General features: G+C 38.2%; 14 protein-coding genes and 2 tRNA genes. 9 read left to right on the forward strand and 7 right to left on the reverse strand.

What is annotated here, in order from left to right:
* Nucleotides 1-2 precede the first annotated feature (2 nt).
* Nucleotides 3-2,273 (reverse strand): TonB-dependent receptor, encoded by a 2,271-nt coding sequence (locus IV514_RS04340; RefSeq protein ID WP_241242168.1) that lies wholly within the window; start codon nt 2,271-2,273, stop codon nt 3-5.
* 111 nt (nt 2,274-2,384) lie between these two features.
* On the opposite strand from IV514_RS04340, the gene IV514_RS04345 reads away from it, so the two are divergent.
* The 3 genes from IV514_RS04345 (at nt 2,385) to IV514_RS04350 (ending at nt 4,023) form a co-directional block, all read left to right on the forward strand.
* Entirely contained in the window at nt 2,385-2,552 is a 168-nt protein-coding gene (locus tag IV514_RS04345) for a hypothetical protein (protein WP_206483665.1), read from the forward strand.
* A 12-nt stretch (nt 2,553-2,564) separates the two neighbouring features.
* On the forward strand, nt 2,565-2,693 hold the full coding sequence (locus IV514_RS17600) for a hypothetical protein (protein ID WP_277601487.1): 129 nt from the start codon (nt 2,565-2,567) through the stop codon (nt 2,691-2,693).
* Nucleotides 2,694-2,817: 124 nt separating this feature from the next.
* On the forward strand, nt 2,818-4,023 hold the full coding sequence (locus IV514_RS04350) for an FRG domain-containing protein (protein ID WP_206483666.1): 1,206 nt from the start codon (nt 2,818-2,820) through the stop codon (nt 4,021-4,023).
* Between the two features lie 25 nt (nt 4,024-4,048).
* On the opposite strand, the gene IV514_RS04355 is transcribed toward IV514_RS04350, so the two are convergent.
* From IV514_RS04355 to IV514_RS04380, 6 genes are all read right to left on the reverse strand, one after another.
* The gene (locus IV514_RS04355) at nt 4,049-4,915 is read right to left on the reverse strand and encodes an HNH endonuclease (protein WP_206483667.1); all 867 of its coding nucleotides are present in this window, start codon (nt 4,913-4,915) and stop codon (nt 4,049-4,051) included.
* 588 nt (nt 4,916-5,503) lie between these two features.
* Entirely contained in the window at nt 5,504-6,514 is a 1,011-nt protein-coding gene (locus tag IV514_RS04360; RefSeq protein ID WP_206483668.1) for an energy transducer TonB, read from the reverse strand.
* Between the two features lie 293 nt (nt 6,515-6,807).
* Nucleotides 6,808-6,883, reverse strand: a tRNA-Thr gene (locus IV514_RS04365).
* Between the two features lie 97 nt (nt 6,884-6,980).
* Nucleotides 6,981-7,056: transfer RNA gene (locus tag IV514_RS04370), tRNA-Phe, on the reverse strand.
* A gap of 369 nt (nt 7,057-7,425) precedes the next feature.
* A complete protein-coding gene (locus tag IV514_RS04375; protein WP_206483669.1) occupies nt 7,426-7,698 on the reverse strand; it encodes an oxidative damage protection protein in 273 nt (90 codons plus the stop codon).
* A 115-nt stretch (nt 7,699-7,813) separates the two neighbouring features.
* Nucleotides 7,814-8,623: a formyl transferase gene (locus IV514_RS04380; RefSeq protein ID WP_206483670.1), complete on the reverse strand. Its 810-nt coding sequence runs from the start codon at nt 8,621-8,623 to the stop codon at nt 7,814-7,816.
* Nucleotides 8,624-8,921: 298 nt separating this feature from the next.
* Between IV514_RS04380 and IV514_RS04385 the strand changes: the two genes are divergently transcribed.
* From IV514_RS04385 to IV514_RS04410, 6 genes are all read left to right on the forward strand, one after another.
* On the forward strand, nt 8,922-10,184 hold the full coding sequence (locus IV514_RS04385) for an HlyD family efflux transporter periplasmic adaptor subunit (RefSeq protein WP_206483671.1): 1,263 nt from the start codon (nt 8,922-8,924) through the stop codon (nt 10,182-10,184).
* Nucleotides 10,185-10,220: 36 nt separating this feature from the next.
* On the forward strand, nt 10,221-10,940 hold the full coding sequence (locus IV514_RS04390; protein ID WP_206483672.1) for an ABC transporter ATP-binding protein: 720 nt from the start codon (nt 10,221-10,223) through the stop codon (nt 10,938-10,940).
* An 18-nt stretch (nt 10,941-10,958) separates the two neighbouring features.
* Nucleotides 10,959-12,272 (forward strand): ABC transporter permease, encoded by a 1,314-nt coding sequence (locus IV514_RS04395; protein WP_206483673.1) that lies wholly within the window; start codon nt 10,959-10,961, stop codon nt 12,270-12,272.
* Nucleotides 12,273-12,282: 10 nt separating this feature from the next.
* On the forward strand, nt 12,283-13,488 hold the full coding sequence (locus IV514_RS04400) for an FtsX-like permease family protein (protein WP_206483674.1): 1,206 nt from the start codon (nt 12,283-12,285) through the stop codon (nt 13,486-13,488).
* 121 nt (nt 13,489-13,609) lie between these two features.
* The gene (locus IV514_RS04405; protein WP_206483675.1) at nt 13,610-14,941 is read left to right on the forward strand and encodes a sigma-54 dependent transcriptional regulator; all 1,332 of its coding nucleotides are present in this window, start codon (nt 13,610-13,612) and stop codon (nt 14,939-14,941) included.
* On the forward strand, nt 14,941-16,248 hold the full coding sequence (locus IV514_RS04410; protein ID WP_206483676.1) for an ATP-binding protein: 1,308 nt from the start codon (nt 14,941-14,943) through the stop codon (nt 16,246-16,248). Before IV514_RS04405 ends, IV514_RS04410 begins: the two co-directional genes overlap by 1 nt.
* Nucleotides 16,249-16,251 lie beyond the last annotated feature (3 nt).

Consider the following 16,251-nt stretch of genomic DNA (forward strand, 5'->3'; position numbering starts at 1 on the left):
GATTAAAACTTATAATTAACGTTAACGCCAAAAGTTCTCGGTGCACCGTAATAACCTAATTGCACGCCTGGTGATGCACTTAGATCAAAACCATGTTGACGGTATCGTTCATCTGATAAGTTTTTACCATAAAGACTCACGCCCCAGTTGCCTTCTTCTGAGAGGTAATTAAGTGACATATCCAATAAGGTATAGCTTGATTGCGCCAGTACTTCAGAGCTGCTTACCGTTAGGTAAGTTTTGCTGCGAAACGCTGCGCTACCACGTAGCGATAATTCACCACTGGTGAAGTTACTAAAGAAGTATTCAAAGCTGGCGCGACCGTTCCATTTTGGGGAATTGACCAGTTCACGCTCATCACTAACTTCCATTTCAAAATCACCAATGAACTTATCGTAACCACCACCGAGATAACCAAGGTTGAAGTTAAGGGTTAAGTTGTTTGATGCGACGGCTTCAAGCTCCATTTCTGCACCGTAAATTGTTGCTTTACCGGCATTTTCAAATAATGATAAAAATGCACCCGTGTCAGGGTCAATTGAGAAACGACTTAACTGAAAGTTTTTGTAGTCGTTATAAAATGCTGCCATGTTTAAGCGAATGTTTTGGTTGTTAAGTAAAGACTTAGAACCGACTTCATAACTCAACATTGTTTCTGGCTCAAAGGGTTGTGCAAATGAAGTGATACGGCCATTAAAACCACCACTCTTAAAGCCTTTACCCGCAGAGGCATATATCATAGTGTCTTCTGAAAGCTTGTAGTCTAAGACAAATTTTGGCGTAAATTCTTTCCACTTTTCAGAGGCGCTATAACCTGTTGGGTTGTAGCCAATGCCAGTATCAAATGCCGCTTCCATTTCTTCAGCTGTGGTGATGCCAGTGCCGAAAAATTCTTCCCCTTTAGAGGTGACTTCTTTTTCTTCTATGGTGTAGCGTGCACCTAGTGTTAAACCTAGCTTGTCTGTGACTGACCATGAAATATTGGCATAAGCGGCTGAGCTGGTATTTTCTTGATCACGCTGCCCCGCATTAATTACCGGCCATGGGAAATAAAATTCAGGTGCTAACATTACGAAAAAATCAGGTGCAATTGCGCCACCTAAACTGAGATCTTCCTCGTTAAAGTAATACAGACCTGAAGCGATAGAAAAGGTATCGTCTTTGTATAACCATTGAAACTCTTGGCTTAACTGGTTTTGATCTTCAAAGTTATAAATACCAAAAGATTCGTCAGGGGTGGCATCTAAATCTAAATGCGTGCGGTATTCCATTTCTCGCTTGGCTGTAATGGACTTAAACACTGAATTGCCTGAGATATATTCAAGTGTGAGGGCGATACCAGAAGTTTTCAGGCTTTCTAAATCATTATAGGTAACATCGACTTTAAATGGGTCTTCTGCGGCTGGGTAATAATCCCCTTTAACTACCGAGTAGATTGGGGTTTCACGATGCGGCGTGCGAGAGGCAGAAGGTGAACCTTCAGAGCCGTCTGCTACTAAGTAGGCTGAAAAGTTATCGCTTGGCTGATATAGCAAACTACCGCGCCAAGTGAGTGTGTCTTTATCAAAGTCATCGCTGTTGTCATGCAAGTTTTTACTAAAGCCATCTCGGTTGCTTTTTGCTATCGCAAAACGACCTGCTAATACATCGTCAATCAAACTACCATTAACACTGGCTTTTATGCCTAGAGCGTTATAGTTTCCAGCATTAAGGTTAATATATCCGCTGTTATCATGGGTTGGTTTAGCACTGGTAAAACGTACGGCACCACCTATGGTATTGCGACCGTAAAGCGTACCTTGTGGGCCACGTAATACTTCGATTTGTTCTGGGTCTATCACGTCTAAAAAGGAACCTTGAACGCGGCCTAAATAAACATCGTCGAGATAAACACCCACGCCAGGATCGTTAAATGAAATTGAATCAATTTGCCCTACACCGCGAATGTAAATAACCGCGTTAGAAGCATCCCCTGAATGCAAATTAAGGTTGGGTACATTTGATTCAAGATCCCCTAAATCGTGTATTTGCATTTTTTCTAATTCGGCGGCAGATATTGCAGTGACAGCAATTGGAACTTCTTGCAGATTCTCACTATGGCGAGTTGCGGTGACACTAATGCGCTCAATCTTGTTCTCTTTTTCTTCTTTTTGCTGTTGTTGCTCTTGTGCGTGTATATTGCCTGACAATAGCGCGCTAATGACAAGCGCTACTGAGCTAAGGTTAAAGTTCTTGTTTGAACGGTTTTGATCTTGTGGAGTTGACATCGACATATGCACTACCTTTAGTATTATTATTCTCGATTATTCGCTGTAGTATAAGGACGAGTAAAAAAGAATAGCTAGGACAAAACTAGTCAACTTTTCAGGCAAAATAGCTCAGGCTTGAACGGATTAACACAGCTTAAGGTACATCAGAAATGGATATTCACCGATAAATCAGGCAATAATCCGCGTAAGCACTCCACAATTGCTATTCGCCGTGCTATTGAAAATGCTGGTATTGAAGATTTTCGAGTACATGATTTTCGCCATACTTGTGCAAGTAGATAAGTGCAAAATGGTATGAAGGTTCAGGAAACTGCTCACATTTTAGGGCATACCAACATTGCTACTACCATGCGCTATGCACACCTTGAGCAAAATAAGGTAGCTGAGAAAATGAAAGCAGTGATTGATAGATTTAATGATTAATTAACACTATAACACTTCACTCATATTAATCTAAAGTAGGAATCATGGTGTACACGTTATCTTGTTAGGCTGACAGTAAAATCATATACTACTCAGTAAGTTATTTAACGTTCAATCATAAGCTATGAGATTAGTTGCAATATCAGTAGAGACGACAGGACCAAAATTTTCAGATAATAATCGAATTGTTGAAATTGGCTGTGCTGAAGTCATTGATGGTATTGTGACAGAACGTTACTTCCATGTTTATCTTAATTCTCCTGTATCAATTGAAGAAAGTTGGATTGATGTCTGTGGCTTAACTCCTGAGTTTTTGCTGGATAAGCCTACATTCCACGATATAGCTCAAGAGCTCATAGAGTATATCGGACATGACGAGATCATTTTATATAATGCTACTCATGTTTTACCTTTTATCCATCAAGAGTTTGGGGCGTGTTCAGCTACAGGTAACATCAGTTTCGATAATGATTATGTTGATATTCTAAGTATTGGTAATGAAAGGCATCCTGACCAAAATAATAGTTTGGCTAACTTATGTGAAAGGTATTATGTAAATCAAAATCCTTCAGAGTTATATGGGGCTTTGAGAAGGGCAAAGCTGATAGCAGATGTTTTTTTAGCTTTTAGAAATGAAGATTCTAAAAAGATAACTTCTGATTTAACTCAATTCAGAGAAGGTGATAATTTAATAGTAGTAAAGACTTTCGCAGAGTTTGATAAAGCAATTGAGCCTTTCAGTAAATCAGCTTTATGTCGAGGGGTGTCTAATCATGAATATCCTTTGTTGCCTTCTCTTTTTAGGCATTCTGAAGTCGAAAATGCAGACCTCAGGGAAAGGAATCTTATGTGGGTCTTTAAAACTCATGCAAAAGCGCATTTACCTAATGTGCCCCAAAGCGAACTAGAATGGTTGATTATTGGACAGCATCACGGATTGCCAACAAGATTACTAGATTGGAGTTTAAGTCCTCTAGTTGCATGCTTTTTTGCTGTTCAGAGCTTAAGTGAGGATGATGCGGCTGTTTATATTTATGATATAGGTGACTTTAAAAAAGAAGAGGACGTAGATTTATCCAAATTAGAGGATATTATCGCTATTTTTCCATCACATAATACTAAGAGAGTCACTGCACAATCTGGAATGTTTACGATTCATCCATCTAAAGACATGAAATTGGAAACTAGTAAAATAACTAAGATAAAAATACCATCTAATCGTAAACAGTATTTCATGGACAAATTGATCAAATACGGTGTGCATCAAGGCACGATTTTTCCAGATTTAGATGGCTTATCTAATTACATTAAATTTTTAAATGACTATTAATAACTATTTGAATTAATGTTAAAAGTTAAGTTTCACAAAGTAGTTGCTGAGAAACTACTTTTACCAGTTGTTTTTCTATATTTTGTTTAACTATTGAGTATAGATTTTCTCTAGTAAGAAGCGTATTTTTTTCAAAATGCGCTTTTCTATGATCCTCTGAACAAAGAGCAATAACATTCTTAATACTGTCTGGCCCATTTTCTGCGAGTGGTGTTATATGATGGGTTTCTAAATAGTTGTCGCCATTATTAGTTGTGAACCCTTGCTTGCCACAAAATTCACAGTTCCCATTAGCTCTCATTAGAACTTTATGCCTTACAAAGCTGGAACGTACATAAGTGACCCCGTTTCTTTCATATTGAATTGGTGTGCTATTAGAACGGTCTAAATCAAATTGATCGATTAATATTTTATTAGTAGGGTTTACGCCACGTTGTATTATGGTTGCACCACTAACTAGGTCGTAACCTGTAATTGCCCACACTTCATTGTCCAATTCTCTTTTATGAACCTTACCATTTGCTATATCACCTTTGCAGATTACTACTCGGACAGGAATATTTTGTTGATAAGCAGTACGACAAGCTTGATCAATTGCTAAAGCCCTATTTCGTCGTTTTTTTTCTGACGTTATTGCTGCAAACTCTTTAAATTTATGTTCCTGAAATATTATTCCGTTCGATTCAACAAGTTCTTCATGCCATAGATTAAGAACAATTAACTGGTTGTCTTCACGGATAAAGGACCAATTAAAACAGTACTTGGGATTTGAACTAGGAGGGCTATCCGATTTTAGTGAGTCAGACCAATCAGCCATATCAAAGTCTAGTCCTTGAAGAATGTCGAAAATAAGGTGTTTTCTTTGTGGAATAAGAGACTCAATGTTGTTCATAACCATTCCTTGTTAATATTAGAAAGCATAAGGTTATATGATTTATGAGGATTAATGAAGGTGATTTTTATTAAAGGCAGATACCCAACTAACTGATTTTATTAGTGCTAATAGCCAGTTCGGAAATTTACACCAGTAGATAATTTACCCTAATTATCAAAACACCGCGCTCTCTACTACAAACTTAGTGCGGAGTAGGGAATACCGAATTAAATCCAAGTAACGGATTAAATCCTTTTTGTCCTGTAAAAATTACCTGAAATATTCGTTTATCTTGATGATTTCACCCTAATACCCAATTCGCCCTAATGGGGTTTGTTTAAATTAGGCTGGAAATTGTGCCTATCAATAACACGAAATAAATAACAAGCTAACGTATAAACCACGAATAGTGCAGGCTAGAGAAAATATTGGTATAAATGAAAATTGATTGAGAATTTAGCCAAGCACTTTTTTAGAATAGATACAAAAAAGCCCAGCTAATGCTGGGCTGATCTGATAAATGGTGCCTCGTTCCTCCCTTACTTTCGAAGTGGCTCGGGGGAGCAGGGGGAAAGGGAAGTTAGTTTCGCATTTCAAGTGAAAGCGTTACTGATGCCAATCGTCATCACAATGTACATACGCACCATCTTCTGCAGGCGCAGGAACACCATAAATGAATCTAACCGTTTTTGGTGATTTAACTTTTTTCGTGATTTGCCAATCAGATATTGATTCTTCTAATGCTAGTTTCATTTCATCACTTACTTTTCTACACGTACTAAGTAATTTAGCTGTTCCATCACTTTTAATTAAAAGCTCAACTTTTAATAATTGATACGATATTTCTTTATATAAATTAGACTCTATACTAATTGCCAAATCACTAATTTCCCATGTATGAAAAAATTGCTTCATATTTATCAATGGATATTTGGTTGGATCAACAGCAAGGTCACTTTCTTTCTCAGTTAAAGAGTCATTTTTGATTGGCTTAATATCAGCTAATTCCATGAGCTGAAAATAATCTAAGCCATTAACAATAGTAAGGAATGCTTCTAACTTATCTTTTTTTGAGCCTATTTGTATAGAGATTAGTGAAGTAAAACTTTGAACAAAGTGACGAATTTCATCATCTGATAATACCCCTACAATTTTTGCAACAGAATCTTTCCAAGACTGAAGATTTCTAGCATCTATAGGCATCGATAAGCGATCTTGACGAAATATATCAATATCATTGGATTCAGCCGTCATTGGAGCATCACAACTATGATTAACATCAGAGATTGATGACATTGAAAAGCTTAATTCCACAGTTTGCCGTTCTGGAGTTTTATTATGATTACTTTCCGAAGGTTTATATCGCCACTTCGATAAAGCTTTAACTGCTGCACCATCGAACAATTTAGGGTTTGAACTTTTGATTGGCTCAACATATATAGGCTTACCATCAGAGTTTATAAAAAACTGCATTCTGACACATCCTTCTAAGCCATTTTTTACAGCCTTTATTGGGTATTTAGGTTCAACCCTTTTTTCTATTTCCCATTGGGCAGCTTTTAGTGAGTGGCTAAATGTTACTAGTAAAGAGGCCAATATTAGGTAAGTTGCTTTCATCACATCCCTGTAAACGATATTCGATAAATAAGGTAATCAAATCTAATGGTTAAGTTGAAAGTAGTCAACTTAACTGAAAATATTCCTCATCTATCTTATGAATTTGATGTAGCTTCGAATAAAATTATTCAAAAAAAATAACGATTTTCATTTCAAAATTGATAAATTATTTTGGAATAGGATGCAGATATTGTGGTGTTTAACAGGTTAGTGGTGTAACTGATATATGGGTAAGAAACTACACATGCGATAGATACAAAAAAGCCCAGCGAATACTGGGCTTATCTGATAAATGGTGCCGACTGCCGGAGTCGAACTGGCGACCTACTGATTACAAGTCAGTTGCTCTACCAACTGAGCTAAGTCGGCACACAAAGCTTTGTGTGCGGTAATGTATTCTATTGAATGTTTACCTTGGCACCGAATTAATGTTTTGTTGAGTAACATAAACACTAGTTCAAAATAATGGTGCCCAGAGGCGGAATCGAACCACCGACACGAGGATTTTCAATCCTCTGCTCTACCGACTGAGCTATCTGGGCAATTTCGGTTTTATTTGAAAACCATCTAGGGATTTTCAAATCAGTTCCAAGTGGCTCTACCGATTGAGTTACTTGGAAAGTCTCACAGATTTGGCTTTGTTTGCCTTGTCTTGAAGACGGGGCGTATTAAACTGTTTTTCGTTATCAAGGTCAACACTTTTTTTTAAAAAAGTTTTTGTTTGACGCTTTTTTCAACTTATTGCTGCTTTATAACGCTAATCGACAATATTTATGTGTTGTTCAGTATATAAAGTGTACAAGCTAATTTAGTTAAACTATGTTGCTTACAACAATAAAAAAGTGAATTCAGTCTTCACTGACTAAAAAAGTGTTTATTAATACGCCACTTTGATTTAATCGTCCTGTCGATTATTTATTTTCAGGAACATATCCTTCAATTTTGGGTTCGATATTATTAAATAAATAGTCAACCATGTTTTTTTCTAAGATGGCGCGATCATCTGGGTTCATCATATTCATTTTGTGTTCGTTAATTAACATGGTTTGTTTTTTCTGCCAATCACTCCATGCTTCTTGCGAAATATTATCGAAAATTCGTTTGCCAACGTCACCGGGATAAAGTTGAAATCTTAAGCCTTCGGCTTCTTTTTGTAATTTTTGGCAAAATACGGTTCTGCTCATAATAGGAGTCTCTTATCGTTATCATGTAATAGAGGGGATTTTATCATATCCATTGTGCTTTGCTTAGCATTTATCGAGTAAAATCATTGCTTAATCAAACTGTAGGGTTATAAATTTAATGGTTAGCAGCAAAATAGGTATCACGGATAAAATCTAAATAGGCTTGTTCATTAACTAAGGTTAAGCCTTTTTGCTCAAATTGAACTAAATCTTCAGCACTTGGAAAGGTAAAGTAGCTATTAGTTTGCGCTTGTGGGGTGGTTGATAGTTTGTCGTTGCTGCTAAGGGTGTTTGTTGCGTCAATAATATCTTCAACGCCCTGTTGATACAGCTCAAGTGTATGCTGCAAGTATGATTGTCCATGTTTGATGGGGATTTTAGACACTTTAATTATTTTACCCGTATCAATTGAGCCATCATCAATGGTATGTAATGTCGTGCCGATGTTTGGCTCGCCATTAAGCATTGCCCAGAAGGTTGCCATTACACCTCGGTACTTAGGTAATATGCCAGAGTGTAGGTTAATGACTCCCTTAGTGGGAATGTTAATACATGCTTCTCGCAAAATTCCGCCATAACGAATTGAAATAATGAGATCAGGGGCTATTTGTTTTATTCGTTGAATGCTTGCACTGCCATTGATGTTATTTTCCTCTCTTACTTTAGCTTTTAAAAAAGTGTTGAAACCTTCAAAATCAGTAAATTTAGTGATGTTACTAGCGTTCATTAATGGTGCTAAAAGTTGGTTGAATAAATTTTGTTCAAAAAACTTTAATTGCACTAGCTGCTTGGGTTGTTTGTTGTTTTTTCCTACTTTTTCAGATAACCACAGGTGCAAGTCATGATCTTGCTTAAGTTGAGGAAGCAACAAGTTTAACGCATAGTTACTGGCAATATCTTTGTTGGAGAGAATGAGTATGTTCATTTCATTGATTCGCTTTATATCGAGTTGATTAACAGTTCATCGGCAGCAAAAGCTGACATTATCACCATGATTTTTTGTTGTTATAGCAATTAATGACTTTAATTGATATTGCTTGGTCTTTTATTCTAATTTTCGAAAGTGTCCACTGTCCGATAATGATGATCTTTTGGCTGTAAATAGGTGTCCGCGGACACTTTTTCTTTTGTGTGTTTTTGATTAATTCTCTTTTTTATCAGTAGGTTAAATTTTTGGTATGTAAACTGCTGTTGTTGGTTATATCGAAGAAAAGGAAACAAAGATGATCCGAGATACTGGTCAACAAGACACATTGATGATTAACAAGAAAACCTCTTGGCTGAAAAGAAGCGTCATAATGGCTGTCAGTGTTTTAGCTATTGCGGTTACGTGGCAGGCAACAAGCTCTTGGTTAAGTAATGACGTGAGTGTGGCAAAAGCACAGTTAAAATTAGCAACAGTTGAGCGTGGCGACTTACTTAGAGATATTGTTTCTTCGGGTAAGATTGTCGCAGCCAATGCGCCTGTTTTGTATAGCCCAGAGCCAGGATTGGTCACCTTATTTGCTAAGCCAGGTGATACCGTTGAGCAAGGCGAAAAAGTGGCTTTGATTGATAGTCCACAACTTATGGCAACATTAAATCAGCAAAAAACATTAGTGCAACAGTTACAGTCTGCACTCAATAGAGAAAAGCTATCCTCTCGTCGTAAGCAACTGGAATATCAACAGAAACTTGAGATAGCTAAAGTTGATTTAGCGGCGGCTGAGCGCGAAGCTCGCCGAGCCAATCAATCGATTAAACGAAATATCATTAGTCAAATTGACTTTGAAAAAGCTCAAGATGAGTTGTCAAAGTCTCGCCTTCGCACACGTCATGCCGAACAAGAAGCTAAGCTGGCAATTGATACCTTGGCATTTGAAGTTGAAGACAAAGCGTTAGAGTTAAAAGCGCAGCAACAACGCTTAGCTGAATTACAACGTAAGGTTGATGAGTTAGTGATTATTTCTCCGGTTAGCGGCATTGTCGGTAACTGGTTAGTCGAGCAAAAAGCCAAAGTTAATAACAATGATTCGCTGATGATGATCGTCGATCTTTCAGCGTATGAGGCTGAGTTACAAGTTCCTGAGGCATACGCTGATGAACTCGGTCTAGGCATGACTGTTGAAGTAAGCATGTCGGGTAAAACCTTGTATGGCAAGTTAGCGTCGATTTCACCTGAAGTGATCGGTAGTCAAGTGAGCGCAAGAGTGAGAATGGATGACACTCAAGGGGCGGGCTTAAGACAAAATCAGCGGGTGAGTGGTCGTATTATTTTAGAACAAAAACAAGATGTACTAATGGTGCGTCGTGGCCAATTTTATCAAAGTGGTGCAGGCACAATGGGCTATCTGGTAAACCAAGACACCGCAGAGCGAATCACCATAAAAAGTGGCGCAACAAGTATGAGTCATATTGAACTATTAAGTGGTGTGGAAGAGGGAGATACCTTAGTGATTTCAAATCTTGATATCTTCGATGATAAAGCGCGTGTCTTGCTTTATTAACCACAAATTAAAAAAAATTATTGTAAGGAGAGCATTATGTTAGTTATGTCAGGTATTAATAAAGTTTATCAAACAGAGCAAGTACAAACTCACGCGTTGCGAGAATTCAACTTATCTGTTGCAGAAGGAGAATTTGTTGCTGTTACTGGCCCGTCTGGCTCAGGGAAAACCACCTTTCTAAATATTGCAGGATTATTGGAAAATATTTCGTCAGGAGATTATCAATTAGACGGGCAAAGCATTGTTGGCTTATCAGATCGTGAGTTATCTCGCTTACGCAATGAAAAAATAGGCTTTATCTTCCAAGGGTTTAACTTGATCCCTGACTTAAATCTTTATGAAAATGTTGATGTACCACTTAGATATCGAGGTTTTAGTAATAAAGAACGTAAACAAAAAATTGAACATGCACTGGAAACCGTTGGTTTATCGGCTCGCATGAAGCATTTACCTTCTCAATTGTCCGGTGGTCAACAGCAACGTGTTGCGATTGCCAGAGCATTAGCTGGCGAGCCTAAATTTTTACTGGCAGATGAACCAACCGGTAATTTAGACAGCTTGATGGCAAAGCAAGTGATGGAGCTGCTAGAAAACATTAATAAGCAAGGAACTACCATAGTTATGGTCACACATGATCCTGAATTAGCACGACGTGCTCAACGTAATATTCAAATCGTTGATGGTCAATTATGTGATTTCACTATTTATCAAGGTGGCACTGTTAATAATGACACAGATAAGAATGCTGTCGCTTAGGTGAGAGAAGGGGATATTATGTTTAGCTATTATTTACAGTTGGCGGCGAAAAGCCTTAAAAGTACGCCTATTACAACTTTGCTTATGGTGCTTGCTATTGCGTGTGGTATTGGTATTTCCATGACTGCACTTACGCTCAATCATATGACAGGAACCAACCCAATACCTGAAAAATCATCACAGTTATTTGCTGTGCAGTTACAATCGTCAGGCAAAACATCAGAATGGCCAACCAGTGATAATGTGCCGTTTCAAATAGCCTATCAAGATGCAACTAATTTGATGCGTGTGATGCCAAAGTATAAACATACCGCAATGTATAAAACGGGGTTTTCGGTACGCACACTTGAACCTAAGTTTGCCCCATTACTGCGTACCGCTAGGGTAACTACGCGTCATTTTTTCTCAATGTTTAATGTTAAGTTTTTATATGGCGCGCCTTGGAGCGAAAAAGTTGATGAGAACCCCACCTTGCAGGTAGTGATTAATCAAGACTTGAATAACAAGTTATTTGGTGGCGGCGACAATACCGGAAAGGAAATCTTTTTAGATGATAAAACATATCAGATCGTTGGTATTATTGAGCCTTGGCACCCTAAACCTAAGTTTTATGATTTAAACAATGGTAGCTTCCAGTCGACAGAGCAATTATTTATTCCGCTTGTGCTTTCAAGCACCTATGAACTCCCTTCATTTGGTAATAACAATGGATGGAAGGATGAACGTAATAATACCTTTAAAGACAAATTAGCATCTGAAGTGTTATGGCTGCAATATTGGGCTGAATTACCCGATGCTGAGGCGAAAGAGCATTTTCAACAGTTTTTAACTGGCTATGTTGACGAGCAGAAAAAACTGGCACGATTTGAACGTGATGATGCGCGAGCCGTGCTAAGAAATGTTCAGCAGTGGCTTGATTATAACGAAGTCGTAGGGGATGACAGTTACGTATTGGTTGCTGTGAGCTTTATGTTTTTAACGGTTTGCTTAGTGAACTCTATCGGCTTGTTATTAGCGAAGTTTTTACGTTCCGCACCTAGTGTAGGTGTGCGCAGGGCATTAGGTGCAAGTAAAGGTCAGGTTTTTTCACAACATTTAGTTGAAGTGGGGCTATTAGGCTTAATAGGTGGCTTGCTTGGCTTAGTGTTCGCTTATTTAGGGTTAACTCTGTTAAAAAATAATTTTGCTGGCTTTGATTTTGTCGCCACCATGGATATGGTCATGTTTTTATCTGCCCCGGTGATCGCTATTTGTGCAACGGTGCTGGCAGGTGTTTATCCGGCATGGCGCGTTTGTAATACCTTACCTTCAATTTACCTTAAAACCCAATAGGAGCCGCGTTATGTTAAATATATCTCCGATATTCAATGCAATGATGCGTAATAAGAGCAGTATTATACTTATCGTCATGCAAATCGCCTTAACACTGGCGATTGTCAGTAATGCTGCGTTTATTATCAAAGAGCGTATTGATACTATGCAACGCGATAGTGGCCTACCTGAAACTCAACTTATTGGTTTTGATGTGTATTTTTATGATGATGCAGTCAACATTGCCAACCAATTGTTACTTGATCAACAGAAGTTACTTGAAGTACCTGGTGTGATTGAGGCTACGCCAATTAACCAAATACCTTTATCTGGTAGTGGTGATTCATGGAGCTTTCGTAACCAGCTTGAAACTGATGGGGCTATATCAAGCGGTGCGGGAGTATTTATTGGTAATTATAATATTGCTGATGTTTTTGGACACACGATTGCCCAAGGCAGAAACTTTCGTCCAGATGAATTTGTTATTCGTGACAACAATGGTAACGTGCCTAAAGTCACTATTATCACGCAGGCACTGGCCGACGAGCTGTTTCCTGAAAGTAATGCTGTTGGAAAGTTTATATATAGTACCGATATTCCTATTCAGGTCATTGGTATTATCGATAAAATGCAGGGTTCTTGGGTGCACTCTAGTTTAGTCGAGAAAACAGCATTAATGCCGATGATTAATGTGAAACAATTTATGCGTTTTATTGTGCGTATTGAACCAAAGGAAGTTAATCAGGTAATTGCGAGTGTGCAAGAGCTTTTATTAGCTTTAGAGAATCGCCGAGTCGTCTCACCTGCCGAAACGCTTATCGAAAAGAAAGAACGTAGTTATCAAAGTGATAAATTGATGACTAACATGCTGGTAGTGATCATAACAGTCCTAGTATTTATTACCGCTTTAGGTATCGCGGGGATGACCATTTTTAATGTGAATCGTCGTCAAAAACAAATAGGTACAAGGCGAGCACTCGGGGCAAGTCGCATGGAAATACAGCGCTACTTTATGACAGAAAGTGCACTTATTGCTGGGTTAGGTATTGTGATTGGCGTAGTATTGGCATTGGTATTAAATAATTATTTAATGACTTATTTTTCTGCTACTTCGCTATCATTGAATTACATTGTAACCACTATAGTTGGTATTGTTCTGGTGATTGAATTTGCAGTATTTTGGCCTGCGCGAAAAGCGTCGATGATTTCTCCTGCAATTGCGACACGCTCGGTTTAATTAGGAAAAAGCATTAATAGCAATGCTATTAATGCTGTTATAACCTCTAACATAGAGGAGCGTGTAAAGTGCTAACAAGTTGTTTTCAAAGCAAGTTTGCTTAAAGGTAAAAATTGGATTTATGGATAAAATTTTAGTGGTTGATGATAACCCGTCAGTATGTAATGCCTTAACCATATTATTAGAGTTACATGATTATCAAGTGGTGACGGCAAGCAGTCCCGCAGAAGCGATGCCAATGATTATGTATCAGCGTATTGCACTAGTGCTTCTTGATATGAATTTTACGCAAGACACAACCAGTGGCGAAGAAGGCAAAAAAGCGTTTTATCAAATTCGTAAACTTCAGCCTGACTTACCGGTGATTTTATTGACTGCATGGACTGATCTGTCTATGGCTGTTGAGCTAGTTAAGCATGGGGCTGCAGATTACCTTGGTAAACCATGGGATGATGAAAAACTGTTAATCACTATCAACAATTTAATTGAATTAAATGAGTTACAACAAGCCTCGCAGCGATTGAGTCAACAAAAGCGAGAACGAGACTCTCTTAATCAACAAGCAAACTTGTGTGGTTTAGTGTTTGAAAGCACGGTGATGCAGCGTTTGGTTGATATGAGTATTCAAGTGGCAAAATCAGATGTTGGCGTGTTAATTACTGGGCCAAATGGTGCCGGTAAAGAAAAAATTGCTGATATTATTCATGCCAACTCTTTACGTGCAGACAAGGCCTTTATTAAAGTTAATATTGGCGCTTTGCCTATTGATTTGATGGAAGCCGAGCTATTTGGGGCAGAAGCTGGTGCTTATACTGGTGCCAATAAAAAACGCATTGGTCGTTTTGAAGCTGCAGATGGCGGAACTTTGTTTTTGGATGAAATTGGCAATTTATCACTTTCCGGTCAAGTGAAGTTGCTTCGAGTACTGCAAACAGGGGAATTTGAACGTTTGGGCAGCCACGAAACCATTAAAGTAGATGTGAGAGTGGTGAGTGCAACCAATGCGAATTTAGCTGACGATATAAAAGCAGGAAAATTTAGAGAAGATCTCTATTACCGTTTAAATGTTATCGGGCTTGAATTACCAGCACTCAATCAGCGCAAGGATGATATTTTACCTTTAGTTGAACACTTCACTGATAATCAAAAGCCGATGCCCAAACTTACCGCTCAAGCATTGCAACACCATCCTTGGCCGGGCAATGTGCGAGAGCTTGAAAATGCCTGTCAGCGAGCAATGTTATTGTCGCAATCGCCGGAATGGCAGGCACAAGATTTTGGTTTGACAGAGGTAGCAACCGATAGCGCTACTCAAAGTGAGCAAATCACACAGCAAATGATAGAACAGGCGATTGCCGAATATGACGGTAATATTAGTCGAGCGGCTCAGTCATTAAGTTTGAGTCGACAGGCGTTTTATCGTCGTATGGATAAATATGGAATAAGTAAATAATGTTGCATACGCTCAAGGCGAAAATTATTGCTATTGCTGTTGCTGTCACTTGGATAAGCAATGCTGTTATGTATGTCTACCTGCAGCAGACAGATTGGATGTTATTGTTATTGATTTTATTATTAACATCATTGCTCGTGGCGGCTATAGTCAACTACTTGTTTGCTAATTTATCTGAAAAAATTGCTGCGCTAGAAACTGGCTTACTTAATTTTAAAGATAATGAGTTTTCCAATAGCTTATCGGTGAAGGGTAAAGATGAGTTGAGTCAACTTTGCTACCTCTATAATGATGCGGCAGAAAAGCTGAGATCTGAAAAGCAGCATATTTATCAACGTGAGTTATTGCTTGATAAAGTGATAGAAAGCTCGCCTATTATGATGTTTCTTGTCGATGATGATGATTATTTTGTTTACTCTAATACTGCGACCCGTCATTTTCTTAATCAGGGAAGGCGAATGGAAGGGAAAATATTTTCTACACTGATAAAACAATGGCCTGAGGCGTTACGAGCGGCCATTGCTCATCATCAAGACGGCTTATTTACCATTGAATACCAAGGCAGTAATGAAACATGGCATTTATCACGAGGTAACTTTTTATTAAACAATAAAAAGCATCAATTATTTTTACTTAAACAGATGACACGTGAGCTGAATCGCCAAGAAGTGGCTGTTTGGAAGAAAGTGATCCGCGTGATCAGTCATGAACTTAATAATTCGTTGGCACCGATTTCTTCTGTCACTCATTCTGGGCAATTAATCGCAAAACAATACGATAATAATAAGCTTGAACTGATTTTTGCAACCATAAAAGAGCGGATTGATCATCTCAATCAGTTTATTTTAGGGTATGCAAAATTTGCCAAACTGCCCATACCTAGATTAGAGCTAACTGAGCTTAACCCTTTTATTAAACATTTACAGGAACAATTAGATTTTAACTTGTTTTCTGAGTTACCGGATATTTGTGTTGCTATAGATCTTAGCCAAGTTGAACAAGCATTAATTAATTTAGTGAAGAATGCGCAGGAGTCGGGCTCTGCACCCGAAGACGTTGGTATAGAAGTGTCATTAAGTGTTGATAACGTCAATATTGCAGTAAAAGATAGAGGAACAGGCATGTCTGAGCAAGTATTAAAAAATGCCTTGATCCCCTTTTACTCCACTAAAAAATCTGGCACCGGTCTTGGCTTAGCTCTTTGTCGAGAAATCATGGAAGCACACGAAGGTAAATTATCCATTCATAACCGAAAAGGTGGGGGCTTAGCTGTGATCATTAGCTTGCCACGAGTGTCTAACAATTAATTA

This window comes from Thalassotalea sp. G2M2-11 (assembly GCF_017168195.1).
GTDB lineage: Bacteria > Pseudomonadota > Gammaproteobacteria > Enterobacterales > Alteromonadaceae > Thalassotalea_E.

Coding starts and splice junctions, on each gene's coding strand:
- IV514_RS04385 (WP_206483671.1), top strand. CDS start 8,922: ATGATCCGAGATACTGGTCAACAAGACACATTGATGATTAACAAGAAA.
- IV514_RS04400 (WP_206483674.1), top strand. CDS start 12,283: ATGTTAAATATATCTCCGATATTCAATGCAATGATGCGTAATAAGAGC.
- IV514_RS04395 (WP_206483673.1), top strand. CDS start 10,959: ATGTTTAGCTATTATTTACAGTTGGCGGCGAAAAGCCTTAAAAGTACG.
- IV514_RS04410 (WP_206483676.1), top strand. CDS start 14,941: ATGTTGCATACGCTCAAGGCGAAAATTATTGCTATTGCTGTTGCTGTC.
- IV514_RS04340 (WP_241242168.1), bottom strand. CDS start 2,273: ATGTCGATGTCAACTCCACAAGATCAAAACCGTTCAAACAAGAACTTT.
- IV514_RS04355 (WP_206483667.1), bottom strand. CDS start 4,915: ATGAACAACATTGAGTCTCTTATTCCACAAAGAAAACACCTTATTTTC.
- IV514_RS17600 (WP_277601487.1), top strand. CDS start 2,565: ATGAAGGTTCAGGAAACTGCTCACATTTTAGGGCATACCAACATTGCT.
- IV514_RS04390 (WP_206483672.1), top strand. CDS start 10,221: ATGTTAGTTATGTCAGGTATTAATAAAGTTTATCAAACAGAGCAAGTA.
- IV514_RS04375 (WP_206483669.1), bottom strand. CDS start 7,698: ATGAGCAGAACCGTATTTTGCCAAAAATTACAAAAAGAAGCCGAAGGC.
- IV514_RS04380 (WP_206483670.1), bottom strand. CDS start 8,623: ATGAACATACTCATTCTCTCCAACAAAGATATTGCCAGTAACTATGCG.
- IV514_RS04405 (WP_206483675.1), top strand. CDS start 13,610: ATGGATAAAATTTTAGTGGTTGATGATAACCCGTCAGTATGTAATGCC.
- IV514_RS04350 (WP_206483666.1), top strand. CDS start 2,818: ATGAGATTAGTTGCAATATCAGTAGAGACGACAGGACCAAAATTTTCA.
- IV514_RS04360 (WP_206483668.1), bottom strand. CDS start 6,514: ATGAAAGCAACTTACCTAATATTGGCCTCTTTACTAGTAACATTTAGC.